Origin of the sequence: Xanthomonas sontii (assembly GCF_040529055.1) — a bacterium.
GTDB classification, from domain to species: Bacteria; Pseudomonadota; Gammaproteobacteria; order Xanthomonadales; family Xanthomonadaceae; genus Xanthomonas_A; species Xanthomonas_A sontii.
This window is the reverse complement of sequence record NZ_CP132342.1, coordinates 1,103,597-1,116,919: the sequence shown is the minus strand read 5'-3', so window position 1 is coordinate 1,116,919 and position 13,323 is coordinate 1,103,597. Positions and strand designations below refer to the sequence as shown.

Sequence of the window (13,323 nt, the reverse complement as noted above, 5' to 3'; positions counted from 1 at the left end):
CGGCGCGATGGCAGCGCTCATTCGCCATCGGCCCGCAACACGCAAGGATCTTTCCCCAGCCTGTTGTATACACAATCGAGGTCGCCGCCATGCAGTCGTCCACTCCGGCATTTCCGCTCAATGCCTGGTACGCCATCGCCTGGGATCACGAGGTCAAGCACGCGCTGCTCCCGCGCAAGGTGTGCAACTTGGACATCGTGCTGTACCGCACCAGCAGCGGCCGCGTCGCCGCGCTCGAGGACGCCTGCTGGCATCGGCTGGTGCCGCTGTCGATGGGCCGGCTGCGCGGCGACGACGTGGTCTGCGGCTACCACGGCCTGGTCTACGACGCGAACGGGCGCTGCGTGCACATGCCCTCGCAGGACACGATCAATCCGTCCGCCTGCGTGCGCCGCTTCCCCACCGTGGAGCGGCACCGCTACGTCTGGGTGTGGCCGGGCGACGCGGCGCTGGCCGATCCCGCACTGGTGCCGGACCTGCACTGGAACGACGACCCGGCCTGGGCCGGCGACGGCCGCACCATCCACGTCAAGTGCGACTACCGGCTGGTGCTGGACAACCTGATGGACCTGACCCACGAGACCTTCGTGCATGGCTCCAGCATCGGCCAGGACGAGGTCGCCGAGGCGCCGTTCGACGTGGTCCACGGCGAACGCAGCACGGTGGTCTCGCGCTGGATGCTGGACATCGACCCGCCGCCGTTCTGGGCCTGGCAGATCGAACATGCGCACGGCTACCGCGGCAAGGTCGACCGCTGGCAGATCATCCGCTTCGAGGCGCCCTGCACCATCGCCATCGATGTGGGCGTGGCGGTAGCCGGCAGCGGCGCGCCGCAGGGCGACCGCTCGCGCGGGGTCAACGGCTACGTGCTCAACACCATCACCCCGGAAACCGATCGCACCTGCCACTACTTCTGGGCATTCGCGCGCAACCATTCGCTGCACGAGCAATCGATCACCACGCGCCTGCGCGATGGCGTCAGCGGCGTGTTCGGCGAGGACGAGCTGATCCTGGAAGCGCAGCAGCGCGCCATCGACGCGCATCCGGACCACGTGTTCTACAACCTCAACGTCGATGCCGGCGGCATGTGGGCGCGGCGGCTGATCGAGCGCATGGTCGCCGCCGAGCAGCGCAACCAGGACCTGCAGCTGCGCATGGTCGGATGAACCGCCGCCAGGATCCCGGAGCCACCGCCATGTCCGCCGCGCATCCGTTCCGCTCCAGTGCCGCGCAGACCACCCGCGCCCTGCTGGAAGTGCGCGAGCTGATCCTGGCCGGCGAACTGGGCGCCGGCGAACGCCTGTCCGAGGTCGCTCTGGTGGAGCGCCTGGGCGTCTCGCGCACGCCGGTGCGCGCCGCCCTGCAGCGGCTGGCCGAGGAAGGCCTGGTGCAGCCGCTGCGTGGCGGCGGCTATGCGGTGCAGGCGTTCGACGAGGCCGACGTGGACGACGCCATCGAACTGCGCGGCACGCTGGAAGGGCTGGCCGCGCGTCGCGCGGCCGAGCGCGGTGCCGAGCCAGCCTTGCTGGCGCGGGCGCAGACGTTGCTGGCGCAGATCGACGCCGTCCTGGCGGCGCGGCCGCTGAGCGAGGAGGCTTTCGCCCGCTATGTGGACTGCAACGCGCAATGGCACGCCTTGCTGTTCGAGATGGCCGGCAGTGCGCTGCTCTCGCGCGAGTTCGCGCGCGTCGCGCAGTTGCCGTTCGCCTCGCCGAGCAGCCTCGTACTCGAACGCGGCCAGGCCGCCACTGTGCTGTCGATCGCGCAGGACCAGCACCGTCAGGTGCTGGACGCGATCGTGCGCCGCGAAGGCGCGCGCGCCGAAGCGCTGATGCGCGAACACGCGCGGCTGGCGCAGCGCAACGCCCACCACGCCCTGCACGACCAGAACGCGCTGGGCCAGATCCCCGGCAGCCGTCTGCTGCGGCGCCGCCCACCCGCCTGATCGCGGCGCACAGACGCCCGTCTCCCCTTCCCGCCTGCCGGACCCCGCCATGCGCAAAGACACCCAGTGGACCACCGCCCGCGTCGTCGCCGTCGCCACGCCGTGCCAGGACGTACGCGAGATCGTCCTCGATCCCGGTCGCGCCAGCCGCTCCTTTAGCGTGGGCAGCCACCTCGACGTGCGCGTGCGCATCGGCGAGGCCTGGCACGAGCGCTCCTACTCGCTGGTCGGCGAGCCCGCCGCAGACGGCCACTACCGCATCGCGGTGCGCGCGGTGCCCGGCAGCCGCGGCGGGTCGCGCGCGATGTGGACGCTGGCGCCAGGCGACCAACTGGAGATTTCCTCGCCCAACAACCACTTCGCGCTGGACGAGACCGCCGAGCACATCGTGCTGGTCGCCGGCGGCATCGGCATCACCCCGATCCTGGGTATGGCGCAACGGCTGGCGCGCGGGCGCATCCCGTTCCAGGTGCTCTACGCCGGCCGCAGCCGCGCCAGCATGGCCTACCTGGAGCATCTGCAGGAGCTGCTGGGCGAGCGCTTGCAGTTGTTCTGCCCGGAGCATCTGGGTCAGCTCGAGCTGGCCGCGCAGATCGCGCAGTGGCCGCGCAATGCCGACGTCTACGCCTGCGGCCCGCTGCCGCTGCTGGACGAACTGCGGCAGCGCTGGCGCGACGACGGCCGCGCGCGTGCGCGCCTGCATTTCGAGACCTTCGGCAACAGCGGCAACGCACCGGCGCAGCCGTTCGTGGTGCAGGTGCCGGCGCTGGGCAAGACCGTGCAGGTCGCCGAGAACGAGTCGCTGCTGGATGCGCTGAGCGCGGCCGGCGTGGAAGTCATGGCCGACTGCCGCCGCGGCGAATGCGGCCTGTGCGTGGTCGAGGTGCTGGACGCGGCCGCCCCGCTGGACCACCGCGACGTGTTCCTCAGCGACGAACAGCGCCACAGCAACCGCAAGCTGTGCGCCTGCGTCTCGCGCGCGCTCGGCGGCAGCGTCAGCATCGACACCGGCTACCGCGCCGACGCGTTCTGACGCCTGCGCGCTTTCCCCTCGCAGCGCGCAGGCGCCGTCCACGCGGGTGGACGGCGCCTGCCAGCGATCAACGCGCGCGACGCGACCTCACTTGGTCGCCGCGTCCCAGTGCTCCTGGATCTTGCCGTTCTGGATGCGGAACATGTCGAACCAGGTGGTCGTGTAGGTCTTGCTGGCGTCCTTGGGATCGGGCAGCGTGCGCACCGACACCAGGGTCACGTAGTCGCCCTCGGCCAGGATCGCCACCAGCGGCAACTGCACCCGCGGCTGGATCGGCGTCGGCTTGACGAAGGAGGTCAGGAACGCCAGGAACGCATCGCGGCCATTGGCCACGTTCGGGTTGTGCTGAATGTAGTCCTTGGCCATGTACATCGGCGCATATTCGGTGTGCCCGGCTTCGAACACGATGCGCCAGAAGTCGTAGACCAGGCGCTTGTTGGCGGTGGTGCGCCAGTTCTCGCCGTGCAGCAGCTGCGCGTGGTTGGGATTGGCGGTGACCGCGGTCTGCGCGAACGCGGACGCGGCCGGGAGCGCAAGCAGCAGCGCAAGCAGACAGGCCTGAAAACGGATCTTCATGGAAGACGCTCCGATGGGGGAACAGGGGGAATGCGCAGTGCCGCTGCGCTACCGCGATGCGCGGCAACGTCGGCACCGACGCGGCTGCAGCGTAGCAACGCGACGTGCCTGCGCGAGGCAGGAAATCGCGAAAAGCACGCGGATTTACCGGCTTTTTTCCTGGTCTGGGAGAATCGCCACAGTTACCTCGACCTCAGAAATGGCGCGACCGCCACGCACCTAAATGTTCGTATGTAGGGCATGGCGCAGCGACGCGCTGACGGTCAACACCGTCATCGATAGGCTCATTTGATCGCCGTCATCGATCGCAACGATCGACGGCTCTTCTGTCGAGAATGGGGCGAGTAATTCTGGATTGGAAGAACGCGGAGACGCGCACGATCGACTAGCGCAGAGAGATTGGGACGCGCCTTAGCGAATCCCCAGTCCCGATTCCCAGGCTTTCCAGCAGCCGAATGGCTGACCATCCCAGCCCTAAACCGCCAACGGCAATCCCGCGTAGTTCTCGGCAATGGTCGCGCGTCCGGCGGCACTGCCGAGCAGGTAGTCCAGTTCCGCATCGTGCAGGCGCCTGCTGAACGCGTCCTCGTCCGGGAAGCGATGCAGCATCGTGGTCATCCACCAGGAAAAGCGCTCGGCCTTCCACACGCGCTGCAGGGCCAGTTCCGAATAGCGCTGCAGCGGCGCGTCGCTGCGCTCCTGCTGCGCCTGCGCGAACAGGTGCGCGAGCAGGCCGACATCGCCGGCCGCCAGGTTCAACCCCTTGGCGCCGGTCGGCGGCACGATGTGCGCGGCATCCCCTGCCAGGAACAGGCGGCCGTACTGCATCGGTTCGGCGACGTAACTGCGCAGCGGCGCGATGCTTTTCTCCAGCGACGGACCGGTGACCAGCGCCTGCGCCACGTCGTCCGGCAGACGCCGACGCAGCTCGTCCCAGAAGCGATCGTCCGACCAGTCCTCCACCCGCTCATCCGCCGGCACCTGCACGTAGTAACGGGTGCGGGTAGGCGAGCGCATGCTGCACAGGGCGAAGCCGCGTGCGTTGCGCGCATAGATCAGTTCGTCGGCCACCGGTGGGGTGTCGGCCAGCACGCCCAGCCAGCCGAACGGATAGACCCGTTCGTACACACGCAGCACCTCGGCCGGAATCGCGCGGCGGCTGACCCCATGGAAGCCGTCGCAGCCGACCACGTAGTCGCAATCCAGGCGCTGCGTGACGCCATCCTGCACGAAGCTCAGCCACGGCTGCAGCCCGGCGATATCGTGCAACTGCACATCCTCGACGGAATAGAGGGTGGCGGCGCCGGCGGCGCGGCGTGCGTCCATCAGGTCGCGGGTCACTTCGGTCTGGCCGTAGACGGTGACCGCACGGCCACCGGTCGCCGCACTCAGTTCGATGCGTTCGCGGCGCTGCTCCAGCGCCAGTTCGAAGCCGTGGTGGACGATGCCTTCGCGCTGCATGCGCGCGCCGGCACCGGCGGCGCACAGCAGGTCGGCGGTGCCCTGCTCCAGCACGCCGGCGCGGATGCGCGACAGCACGTGTTCCGGCGTCTGCCGCTCGACGATGACGGTGTCGATGCCGTGGCCGTGCAGCAACTGCCCGAGCAGCAGCCCGGCCGGGCCGGCGCCGACGATGGCGACCTGGGTACGCATACGTCCTCCGAAGGATGGGACAGACCCACAGTGTTCCGGTTGCGGCGTGCCGAGGACATGGATCATCGCGACCGATTCCGGTACTTTTCGCCGATGCACCGCACTGCCTCCGCCGCTGTCGCATCGCCCGCCATGGTCCCGGCGTTTCGCCTGTACGGCGAGACCGGCGACAGAGGGACATCGGACCTGTTGCACTGGGAATCCATTGCCGCGCGCAGCCGCCTGCACGACTGGCATATCCGCCCGCACCGCCACGGCGATCTGCTGCAGCTGCTGTATCTGCAACGCGGCAGCGCCGGCCTGCACTTGGACGGAACGCAGCAGCGCCTGCGCGGGCCATGCCTGCTGCTGTTGCCGCCGCTGTGCGTGCACGGCTTCCGTTTCCAGCGCAACGTGCGCGGCCATGTCGTGACGGTGTCGGCGCCGCTGCGGCAGCGCCTGGCGGCGCAATGGCCGAATCTGGACGAAGCGCTGACGCGGCCGCTGTGCCTGCCCGCCGGCGATCAGCAAGCGATGCTGGACGCCTGCTTCGCCGCCATCGCCGCCGAACACACACAGCACCGCCCCGGCCGCGAGCCGATGCTGCAGGCGCTGGTCACGCAGGCCTTGCTGTGGGCGGCGCGCGGCGCGCTGGCGGATGCCCATCGCGATCCGCACGATGCCGACCGCGGCGCGCGCCACGTGCGCGCCTATACCGCGCTGATCGACGCGCATTACCGGGAACATTGGCCGCTGGCCCGCTATGCCGACCGGCTCGGGCTGAGCCGCAGCCATCTCAACGCGCTGTGCCGGCGCCTGGCCGGCGCCTCGGCGCTGGAACTGTTGCAACGCCGGATCATGCTCGAGGCGCGGCGCAGCCTGGTCTACACCACCTTGACCGTGCAGCAGCTGGCCGAAGTCCTGGGTTATGCCGATGCGGCGTACTTCAGTCGCTGCTTCCGCCGGCATGCGGGGTGTTCGCCGATCCAGTTCCGGCAGCGCGCGCAGGGGTGACACGACCCGCAGCCAGTACGGAGATCGCGGTGCGGTCGCTTTACTGTGGGAGGGACTTCAGTCCCGACGCGTGATAGATGATCGACCAGTCCCGCTTCGTTCGTCGCGGCTGAAATGGCGAGTCACCGCAGAAGCGTCGGGACTGAAGTCCCTCCCACAATGCAGTGTCGGCGCCGGTGCCGGTGCCAGGGCCCTATTGGCCGCGCGTAGCTCAACACGCACGCAACGGAACAATCATCTCTCCCGCAATCAATGCATCCACGAGCACAACCGGGCGCCACATCGACGCCCGGCGACTTGTCCTCAGAACGGATACTGTGGCGCGCTGTCCTGGATCGTCACCCACTGCCAGTGCGTGTACTGGCCCCAGTCGGCCGGGCCGCCCATGCTGGTGCCGTTGCCGGAGGCACCGGTGCCGCCGAACGGGTTGGTGACTTCGTCGGCCACGGTCTGGTCGTTGATGTGCAGCAGGCCGGTGTGCAGGCGCTCGCCCAACGCCATCGCGCGACCGACCGACGCCGACAGGATGCCGGCGGACAGGCCGTACTCGGTCTGGTTGGCCAGCGCCACCGCCTCGTCGTCGCTGTCGAACGCAATCACGTTGGCGACCGGGCCGAACACTTCCTCCTCGAACGCCGGCATGCCCGGCTGCACGTTCGACAGCACCGTGGCCGCATAGAACAGGCCCTCGTGGGTGCCGCCGGCCTCGACCACGGCGCCGGCCGCCACCGAGGCATCGACCACGTCCTTGACGTGCTGCAACTGGCGCTGGTCGATGATGGGGCCAAGCGCGACGTGTGCGGTCGCCGGGTCGCCGACCGGCAGATGCCGCGCCTTCTCGGCCAGGCGCCGGGTCAGTTCGGCGGCGATGCTGCGCTGGACCAGCACGCGGCCGGTGGCCATGCAGATCTGGCCCTGGTGGAAGTACGCCCCGAAGGCGATCGCCGATACCGCCTTGTCCAGGTCGGCATCGTCGAGCACGATCAACGAGTTCTTGCCGCCCAGTTCCAGCGCGGTCTTCTTCAGGTGCTTGCCGGCCAGTTCGCCGATGCGGCGGCCGGCGGCGGTGGAACCGGTGAACGCGATCATCGGCACGCCCGGCGCTTCGACCAGCGCCTGGCCGGCGTCCGCACCGCCCGGCAACACGTGCAGCAGGCCCTTCGGCAGGCCGGCCTGCTGCAGCACCTCGGCGATGACGAAGCCGCCGGCGTACGGCGTACGCGGATCCGGCTTGAGCACCACCGCGTTGCCGACCGCCAGCGCCGGCGCCACCGAACGCAACGACAGCACCAGCGGGAAATTGAACGGCGAGATCACCCCGACCACGCCCAGCGGCAGGCGCCTTGCCAGGCTGAGCCGGCCCGGCGCGGTCGGCAGCACCTGGCCCTGCGCCTGCAGCGGCATCGCCGCGGCCTGCTGCAGCAGCACGATCGCCTCGCGCACCTCGTGCTCGCCCTTGGGCAGGATGCCGCCGGTCTCGCGGGCGATCAGCGCCGCAGCCGCGGCCGCATGCTGCTGCAATACCTGCGCGGCGCGATGGAACACGGCCGCACGCTCGCGCGGCGGCGTGGCCGCCCAGGCGCGTTGCGCGTCGCGGGCCTGCGCCACCGCCGCGGCCACGTCGGCGGCATTGGCCTGGCCGACGCGGTGCAGCGGCGTGCCGCTGCCCGGTTCGATCACCTCGAGGACGCCGCCCTGGGCGGCGACCCACTCGCCGTTGAAGATGCGCTCGCTCCAGGTGGATGCGGCGGCCAGGGGTTCGGTGCTGTGCATGCTGTGTGCTCTCGTGGAAAGAGGAAGAAAGAGTGGTTCAGAGGGCGGTGGCGGCCAGGCCGCCATCCACCGGCAGGTTGACGCCGTTGATCCAGCGCGCCGCATCGGAGGCGAGGAACACCACCGCTTCGGCGACCTCGTCGGCATAGGCCGGGCGCTTCATCTTGCCGGCATCGGCCTGGACCCGCTCGGGCCCGAGCATGGTGACGAAATCGCCCAGGATCGGCGTGAACACCGGACCGGGCGCGACGCTGTTGACCCGCACCGAATGCGCGGCGAACCAGTCGCGCGAGCGCAGCAGCGTCCACACGATCAGCGCTTCCTTGAAGTACTGGTAGCAGGTCGCCTGCGGCACCGGATGCGCCGCCAGCCAGTCGCTGCCGGCGGCGTAGCTGTCGGCGGCGGCCAGCTGCTTGTGCAGGTCCAGCCGCTGCGGCCACTCGGCGCCGAGGATGGAGGCGATGTTGATGATGCTGCCGCCGGGCGCGATGCGCGGCAGCAACGCCTGGCTGAGGTGACGCAGGCCCAGGTAGTTGACCTTCGCCACCACGTCCACCGGCGCGGTGCCGGGCACGCCGGCGATGTTGGCCAGCGCATCGATGCGCTCGGGCAGCTGCGCCACCAGCGCGTCGATCGAGGCCGGGTCGCCCAGATCGGCCTGGTGGAAGCCGTGCAGGGTCATGTTGACCGGCTGGCGGTCGATGCCGATCACGGTGGCGCCGTGGAAGCGCGCCAGGCGCGCGACCTCGGCGCCGATGCCGGAGGCCACGCCGGTGACGAGGATTGTCTTGTTGTGCAGGTTCATGGCAGCGCGTGTCCGTTGCGAAGTTGGTCAGAAGACGTGGATGTACTGGACGTTGACGTTGTGGCCGGAGGGCGCGTTCTTGACCTCCACCGGCATGTAGAAGTTGGCGTTGAAGATGTTCTTCTGGTCGATCCGCCAGGACAGGCCGGGGCCCAGGTAGAACTGGGTCTGCTTGCTGTCGGCGACGCGTTCGCCATTGGTGCGGTTGTCGCGCAACTGCTTGAGGTAGTAGCCGTTGATGCCCAGGTGCAGGTCCTTGACCACTTCCAGCGAACTGGCGAAGTTGAGCCAGGCGGCGTCGCCGGCCTGGCCGTTGCGGAACACGAAGCCGTCGCCCTGCGGCACGTTGGAGGCCTTGTCGGCGCGGAAGTTGTAAATGTAGTTAAGCCGTCCGCTGATTTCCCAGCGCGGCGTCGGCAGGATGCTGAAGGCCCAGCTCGGCAGCACCGACCAGTAGCCCGCGCCCTGGTTGACGTCGCGGTTGCGGTCGAACTTGCCGATCGGCGCCAGCACATCCAGTTCGAAGCGTTGCGAGAACACCGGGCGGCCATTGCGGATCACCGGTGCCATCTGCAGGTAGGGGCCGATGGTCAGGTCGCCCAGGCCGGCGCCGTTGTCGCGCAGCGCCACCGGGCTGTCGTACGCGAACGACGTATCCAGATCGACCAGCGCCGCCAGTGCGGTGATGCCGAGGGAGCCGCCGAACAGCTTGTAGTCGCTGAGGTAGGCCACCTGGGTCACCCACACCGAGGAGCCGATGTGCGGATCGCGGAACACCGGCACGTCGTCGCCGTGCGCGTCCTTGATCGCGTCGAAGTCGTAGCGGCGCAGGTACTGGATCGCGGTCCAGCCCGGGTTGGGCTTGCTGAAACCGTCGAAGAAGCTGGTGCCGCCGGTATTGATGCCGGTCGGCAGGGTGGCGCTCTGCGGCACCGATTGCGCGGCCGCCGGGGCGACCCAGGCGATGGCCAGCACGGCGAGCAGAGACAGGCGCGCACGGGCACGCGGCGACGAGGGGACACGGTAGCGGACACGCTTCACGGGCAGGCACTCCAAGCGAAAGGGGAACGGCGGGGTGCGGGGGGACAGGAACGCGAACACGCAGCGCGCGCAGGGCGCGACCACGCGGCGACGCACGCCGTCAGCGGGACGCTGGCGGCGGGTCGGGAATCAGCGAGAAAGAAGGGCGGGCGGCAGGAACCAGCCGCGCCGCAGGGGGCCGCTACAGGCGGTCGAGCGCGTCCAGCCGGTCCAGCGCCTGCAGCAGCGCGCGTGCCGAGGTCGCGCCGAGCGCGGTGCCGAGCTGCTGCTCCATGCGCACCACTTCGGCTTCGGCCTGCGCCAGCAGCGCCGTGCCGGCGGTGGTCAGATGCAGATGCTGCATGCGCCGGTCCTGGCGCCCGCGCACCTGCCGCAGCAGTTTGCGCTTGACCAGGCGCGCGACCACGATCGCCAGGTTCGGCGGCGACACGCTCAACACTTCGCCCAACTGGCGCTGGTTGATGCCCGGATTGGCGTCCACCAGCACCAGCAGCGAATACTCCACCGGCTTCAGCTCGAAGGCGCGCACGCAGTCCTGGAACAGCCGCCGCACCTGCAGTTCGGTGCGGGTGATGCGGTAGCCGATCAGGCTGGTCAGGCGTCGCTGGTCCACGCTGTCCGCCGTGTGCGGATCGGCGGGCAACGCGCTGTTGGACATCTCGGGACTCGGTTTCGAACTCACTGCGCTTCCTGCATGGGGCGTCCTGCGGCCAGGTCACGGCGGCTGCGCACGCATCCGTCGGCGCCGGCTGGCGGTGCCGTCGCCATTGCATTGTAGGGGCATGGCCGCGCATGGTCACAACGCCGCGTCCACGCGCCGCAGCAGCGCCCGGTACGGCGCGGCGGCGGTCCATAGGCACAGCGCGCCGAGCAGCGCCGCACCCATGCACACCACGCCCAGCGACAGCCCGACCTGGCGCTCGTCGGCGAGTACGTGGTCTGTGCCCAGCGCCACCAAGTATGGCCCCAGGCCCAGCCCGATCAGGTTGACCAGCAGCAGGTAGATCGAGGTGACCTGGCCGCGCAGCCGGTTCGGCGTGACCGCCTGCAGGATCGCCGGCGCCAGCGCCACCGGCATGCCCAGCACGAACGTGGTCAGCGCGATCGCCGCCAGCGCCGGCCACGGCCCTGGTGCCACCGCGAACAGCGCACTGCTGATCACCAGCAGCACGGCGCCGACCAGCGAGATCTTCAGTGCCGCGTCGCGACTGCCGCGCGCAGCCAGGCGGTCGGCCAGAAAGCCGCTGAACAGCATGCCGGCGATGCCGAAGGTGAGGATGATGATGCCGTAGGCCGGGCCGATCTCGCCCGGGGTCCACTGCCAGCGGCGGATGAAGGTGGCCGGCAGCCACGCGGTGATGCCGAAGGTGATCATCGCGATCACGCCGTTGGCCAGGAACAGCGCCACGTACACCCGCGCGTTGTCGCGCAGGTGGCTCAGGTCCGGGCGCACGCTGGGCACCGCGGCGGCCTGCTCGCGCCGCGCCGGCTCGCGCACCGTGGCCATCAGCGCGATCACCGCCAGCCCGGGCAGCGCGACCAGGATGAAGGCCGCCTGCCACGGCCGGAAGCTGCCCAGCAGCGGCAGCAGCACCGTGCTCTCCTTGCTGGTGGCCGCGATCACCAGGCCACCGACGATGAACGCCGCCGCCGAGCCGATGTAGACGCCGGAGGTGTACACGCTCATCGCCCGCGCGCGCTTTTCCGGCGGGAAGTAGTCGGCCAGCATCGAGTACGCCGCCGGCGACAGCGAGGCCTCGCCGACGCCGACGAACACCCGCGCCAGGAACAGGGTGAAGAAGCTGGTGACGTAGGCGCCGGCCGCGGTCGCCGCGATCCATACCACCACGCCGAGCACGATCAGGTTGCGACGGTTGCGGCGGTCGGCGACGCGGCCGAGCATCACCCCGATCAGCGTGTAGAACACCGCGAAGGCGAAGCCGTGGACCAGGCTGAAGGCCGAGTCGGACAGCTGCAGGTCGCGCTTGATCGGCTGCACCAGCAATCCGAGGATCTGCCGGTCGACGAAGGACAGCGTGTAGGCCAGCAACAGCACGATGGTGACGTACCACGCATACAGCGGGCGGTACGGCGCAGACGATGGCAGCGGATCGCGCATGGAAAGGCTCCGGCTCAGAAGCGCAGGGTCAGGAAGGGGGCGATGTAGAAGTAGTCGCGGCCGCGCACCGGTCCCTCGCGCAGGAACGGCCCGGCCTGGGTGTAGTGGGCGTACACGTCCAGGCTGGCGAAGGCGTTGAAGCGGTACTTCACCCACAGCACCGAGCGCGTGCCGATGTCGCGCGCATCGTTGGCGTCGCCCAGCTGCAGCACCCGCCAGCCGGCCGCGTACACGCCGTCGTGCAGGCTCTGCCGCTGCAGCTTGAGCACGTACATGTCGATCCACAGCCGCTCGCTGGGACGCAGCACCAGTTCCGGGCCGATGGCGCGCACGTTGCTGCTGATCATGCTGCCGTCGAACACCGAGGCGCGCGCGTACAGGCCGTTGAAGGTGTTCAGTTCGCCATCGCGCGGATCGCGGTCGCCGGAAGACACCTCCATGCGCCAGCCCAGGCGCGGCGACCACGTCGTCGTGGCGAAGGTGTAGCCGCCGAACAGCGTGCCCTGCCAGGCGCGCACGCGCTGGCCGGCGAAATGGCCGCGCTGGCCGATCAGTTCCAGGTCGTAGTCCCAGCCCTGCACCGCGCCGCTCAGGCGCGTGGACAGCGTGTGCCGATGCTCCTCGCCGACCACGCCGCCATAGCGGCGCCCGTCCTGCACGGTGTCCAGGTACAGCGTCTCCAGCAGCGCCGCCTTCGGCTGGCTGGGCGACAGCGGCACTTCGGCGTGCGCGCCCCACAGGCGCTGGTCGCGGTTGCTGCGGTCGTCGAAGCTGCCGGTGCGGGTCAGCACCGGGCGTCCCCACAGCAGGCCGCCGCTCCAGCGCGGCTGCCGGGTCAGCAGCCGCACCGCATCGAACGGCATGCGCGAGTTGGCCGGATCGCGCGGGTCGAGCAGGCGCTGCCAGGCGTAGGCGATCTGCTGGCGGCCGGCGCGCAGGCGCCAGGCCGGCGCCTTCTGCCCGTCGGACAGTTCGACGAACCCCTGCGCCAGGTCCAGCGGATTGCGGTCGGTGGCCTGCACCGGCCGCGTCTGCAGGCCAGCGACGCGGCTGTCGGCGAGTTCGCCGAACAGGCGCACATACGCCGACGGCCGGTAGTCGGCCCACAAGCGCAGGCGCTGCTGCGCATAGCCGTGCGGATCGGTGGCGAAACGGCCGAAGCCGGCGTGCTCGCGGTAGTCGTACAGCGTGCGGCTCTCGCCGCCGAGGCTGAGCCAGCCATCGCCGACGGGGATGTATTTCCATTTCTCCCAGCCCTGGCGCGGACGCGCCGCCAGCGCCGAATAGTCTTCCTGATCGGCCAGCAGCTTGCCCTGCGGGCCGTTGTTTTCGGCATCGGCCTGGGCGCAGCCGACGCTGCACAACATTGCCAGGCACACGGTACG

Annotated in this window: 12 protein-coding genes; 4 read left to right on the top strand and 8 right to left on the bottom strand. The window is 69.8% G+C overall.

All coding sequences use genetic code 11. The features are described from left to right. The first annotated feature begins 89 nt into the window (after positions 1 to 89). The 3 genes from RAB70_RS04780 to RAB70_RS04770 are packed head-to-tail and all read left to right on the top strand — an operon-like array spanning position 90 to position 2,978. Complete coding sequence (locus tag RAB70_RS04780; RefSeq protein WP_017916012.1) at positions 90 to 1,166, top strand: aromatic ring-hydroxylating dioxygenase subunit alpha; 1,077 nt, start codon at positions 90 to 92, stop codon at positions 1,164 to 1,166. Positions 1,167 to 1,195: 29 nt separating this feature from the next. Then, positions 1,196 to 1,945 carry a GntR family transcriptional regulator gene (locus RAB70_RS04775; RefSeq protein WP_148828150.1) on the top strand — a complete coding sequence of 250 codons (750 nt, stop codon included), beginning with the start codon at positions 1,196 to 1,198 and terminating at the stop codon, positions 1,943 to 1,945. 49 nt (positions 1,946 to 1,994) lie between these two features. Next, on the top strand, positions 1,995 to 2,978 hold the full coding sequence (locus RAB70_RS04770) for a PDR/VanB family oxidoreductase (protein WP_148828151.1): 984 nt from the start codon (positions 1,995 to 1,997) through the stop codon (positions 2,976 to 2,978). Between the two features lie 87 nt (positions 2,979 to 3,065). Here the strand turns inward: RAB70_RS04770 and RAB70_RS04765 are convergent, their stop codons facing one another. Both RAB70_RS04765 and pobA read right to left on the bottom strand, forming a co-directional pair. Further along, entirely contained in the window at positions 3,066 to 3,554 is a 489-nt protein-coding gene (locus tag RAB70_RS04765; protein WP_148828152.1) for a nuclear transport factor 2 family protein, read from the bottom strand. Between the two features lie 474 nt (positions 3,555 to 4,028). Beyond that, the gene (gene pobA, locus RAB70_RS04760) at positions 4,029 to 5,207 is read right to left on the bottom strand and encodes a 4-hydroxybenzoate 3-monooxygenase (RefSeq protein ID WP_148828153.1); all 1,179 of its coding nucleotides are present in this window, start codon (positions 5,205 to 5,207) and stop codon (positions 4,029 to 4,031) included. A 93-nt stretch (positions 5,208 to 5,300) separates the two neighbouring features. Between pobA and RAB70_RS04755 the strand changes: the two genes are divergently transcribed. Beyond that, positions 5,301 to 6,200: a helix-turn-helix domain-containing protein gene (locus RAB70_RS04755; protein ID WP_148828154.1), complete on the top strand. Its 900-nt coding sequence runs from the start codon at positions 5,301 to 5,303 to the stop codon at positions 6,198 to 6,200. A gap of 303 nt (positions 6,201 to 6,503) precedes the next feature. Here the strand turns inward: RAB70_RS04755 and RAB70_RS04750 are convergent, their stop codons facing one another. From RAB70_RS04750 to RAB70_RS04725, 6 genes are all read right to left on the bottom strand, one after another. Then, positions 6,504 to 7,973: a benzaldehyde dehydrogenase gene (locus RAB70_RS04750; RefSeq protein WP_148828155.1), complete on the bottom strand. Its 1,470-nt coding sequence runs from the start codon at positions 7,971 to 7,973 to the stop codon at positions 6,504 to 6,506. Positions 7,974 to 8,010: 37 nt separating this feature from the next. Then, positions 8,011 to 8,778, bottom strand: a complete 768-nt coding sequence (locus RAB70_RS04745; RefSeq protein WP_148828156.1) for a coniferyl-alcohol dehydrogenase — start codon at positions 8,776 to 8,778, stop codon at positions 8,011 to 8,013. 27 nt (positions 8,779 to 8,805) lie between these two features. Next, positions 8,806 to 9,819: a transporter gene (locus RAB70_RS04740; RefSeq protein ID WP_043084377.1), complete on the bottom strand. Its 1,014-nt coding sequence runs from the start codon at positions 9,817 to 9,819 to the stop codon at positions 8,806 to 8,808. A 181-nt stretch (positions 9,820 to 10,000) separates the two neighbouring features. After that, positions 10,001 to 10,477, bottom strand: a complete 477-nt coding sequence (locus RAB70_RS04735; RefSeq protein WP_148828161.1) for a MarR family winged helix-turn-helix transcriptional regulator — start codon at positions 10,475 to 10,477, stop codon at positions 10,001 to 10,003. 138 nt (positions 10,478 to 10,615) lie between these two features. Continuing rightward, on the bottom strand, positions 10,616 to 11,938 hold the full coding sequence (locus RAB70_RS04730; protein ID WP_148828157.1) for an MFS transporter: 1,323 nt from the start codon (positions 11,936 to 11,938) through the stop codon (positions 10,616 to 10,618). A gap of 14 nt (positions 11,939 to 11,952) precedes the next feature. Beyond that, positions 11,953 to 13,305 carry an alginate export family protein gene (locus RAB70_RS04725; RefSeq protein ID WP_148828158.1) on the bottom strand — a complete coding sequence of 451 codons (1,353 nt, stop codon included), beginning with the start codon at positions 13,303 to 13,305 and terminating at the stop codon, positions 11,953 to 11,955. Positions 13,306 to 13,323: the final 18 nt, after the last annotated feature.

What these genes read in the sequence shown, in the direction of transcription:
- RAB70_RS04780 (WP_017916012.1), top strand. Translation starts at nt 90, where the DNA reads ATGCAGTCGTCCACTCCGGCATTTCCGCTCAATGCCTGGTACGCCATC.
- RAB70_RS04775 (WP_148828150.1), top strand. Translation starts at nt 1,196, where the DNA reads ATGTCCGCCGCGCATCCGTTCCGCTCCAGTGCCGCGCAGACCACCCGC.
- RAB70_RS04770 (WP_148828151.1), top strand. Translation starts at nt 1,995, where the DNA reads ATGCGCAAAGACACCCAGTGGACCACCGCCCGCGTCGTCGCCGTCGCC.
- RAB70_RS04765 (WP_148828152.1), bottom strand. Translation starts at nt 3,554, where the DNA reads ATGAAGATCCGTTTTCAGGCCTGTCTGCTTGCGCTGCTGCTTGCGCTC.
- pobA (WP_148828153.1), bottom strand. Translation starts at nt 5,207, where the DNA reads ATGCGTACCCAGGTCGCCATCGTCGGCGCCGGCCCGGCCGGGCTGCTG.
- RAB70_RS04755 (WP_148828154.1), top strand. Translation starts at nt 5,301, where the DNA reads ATGCACCGCACTGCCTCCGCCGCTGTCGCATCGCCCGCCATGGTCCCG.
- RAB70_RS04750 (WP_148828155.1), bottom strand. Translation starts at nt 7,973, where the DNA reads ATGCACAGCACCGAACCCCTGGCCGCCGCATCCACCTGGAGCGAGCGC.
- RAB70_RS04745 (WP_148828156.1), bottom strand. Translation starts at nt 8,778, where the DNA reads ATGAACCTGCACAACAAGACAATCCTCGTCACCGGCGTGGCCTCCGGC.
- RAB70_RS04735 (WP_148828161.1), bottom strand. Translation starts at nt 10,477, where the DNA reads ATGTCCAACAGCGCGTTGCCCGCCGATCCGCACACGGCGGACAGCGTG.
- RAB70_RS04730 (WP_148828157.1), bottom strand. Translation starts at nt 11,938, where the DNA reads ATGCGCGATCCGCTGCCATCGTCTGCGCCGTACCGCCCGCTGTATGCG.
- RAB70_RS04725 (WP_148828158.1), bottom strand. Translation starts at nt 13,305, where the DNA reads ATGTTGTGCAGCGTCGGCTGCGCCCAGGCCGATGCCGAAAACAACGGC.